At 47.6% G+C, this 1,050-nt stretch carries 2 protein-coding genes; one reads left to right on the top strand and one right to left on the bottom strand.

The features are described from left to right. The first annotated feature begins 128 nt into the window (after nucleotides 1–128). Nucleotides 129–494, top strand: coding sequence for a hypothetical protein (locus EBR25_14520; protein ID NBW42183.1), 366 nt, complete (start codon nucleotides 129–131; stop codon nucleotides 492–494). A 176-nt stretch (nucleotides 495–670) separates the two neighbouring features. On the opposite strand, the gene EBR25_14515 is transcribed toward EBR25_14520, so the two are convergent. Further along, the gene (locus EBR25_14515; GenBank protein ID NBW42182.1) at nucleotides 671–871 is read right to left on the bottom strand and encodes a hypothetical protein; all 201 of its coding nucleotides are present in this window, start codon (nucleotides 869–871) and stop codon (nucleotides 671–673) included. Between the last annotated feature and the right edge of the window lie 179 nt (nucleotides 872–1,050).

The following is a 1,050-nucleotide window of genomic DNA, read 5'->3' as shown; positions in this document are numbered from 1 at the left end:
AGTCATAAAGCTGCCTATCGCATCACGCTAGAGCTCAGGGAGAAAGCGGGGAATGTGAAGAATTGTTACAACGCTTGACGCTGGTTCTTGGAGGCGGCATAGTAAGGGGCATGCGGGCGAGAGCTTGCATGCCCTTCCTTTTTAAGCAAATGACCGTAGCTTCTCCTTCTTTTTATCGCTGGGGCTCAAATAAAGAGCTTTCAGCTTTCACGGCTGATAATCGTTTAGTAATGAGCTTTGGCTCTCCCATTGCCAATGTGCCGATTACTGTTGCAGAGCTGCAGAGCTTTGTTTGTACGTTAGAGCAAGCCATTGATGATGAGCCCAATGTTAAGCAGCGCATTGCCCTTGGTTCTATCAAGCATATTTTTCAAGCTTCTCTTAAACAAGCACAGAAAGACTACGAGAAGATTGTCGAAGAGGCTCCTACTGGCGCAGATCTGGAAGAATATATGCTTTCTTATGCTCGTGCCGTCAAAGAAGGAGCTTTGTGAACATGGCCTTCTTTACTGATGGTGACTATGACAATGATCCTGAACTTGATTGGGAACGTCCTCAGCGCTTAAACAGACAGCTTTCTCTCCAGCAATTGGAAAGTCGTTTAGAGCTATGGAAACAAAAGCATGAGGATATGTGCCTTAAGCTTTACCGTGTTGCCACTGGTATTTGATCAGAAGGCCCCATCAGGGGCCTTTTCTTTTACCCAGGTGTGATCACCAGGAATTGGCTCCATTCCCACAGACCACGTATCAAAATCATCTTCGTTGCGAGGATCATAAACATTCTCACTTGGCGGAATATAAACTTCTCCTTTTCCCAGCCATCGTGCAAGACGTTCACGCTCTTGTTCTGCAGACAGTTTCCTTTCCATAGAGAATCGGCTGGTCTTGTATAGCCTACTATCGGCTGGCCTTGTATAGGCACAAAGAAAGGAGGGCTTTCGCCCTCCCTCCCTTGCGCAGCCTCCGATGCTCGAACACGACTAGGGGAAATCTCCGCACCTAGAAGGGCAGTGTGCCTCTCAGGAGAATGACTAGCTCCTTGGCAAAG

Source organism: bacterium, assembly GCA_009926305.1.
Taxonomy (GTDB): Bacteria; Bdellovibrionota_C; UBA2361; order UBA2361; family RFPC01; genus RFPC01.
The sequence above is the reverse complement of the archived record's forward strand: the minus strand, read 5'-3'. Positions and strand labels throughout refer to the sequence as shown.

What these genes read in the sequence shown, in the direction of transcription:
- EBR25_14515 (NBW42182.1), bottom strand. Translation starts at nt 871, where the DNA reads ATGGAAAGGAAACTGTCTGCAGAACAAGAGCGTGAACGTCTTGCACGA.
- EBR25_14520 (NBW42183.1), top strand. Translation starts at nt 129, where the DNA reads ATGCCCTTCCTTTTTAAGCAAATGACCGTAGCTTCTCCTTCTTTTTAT.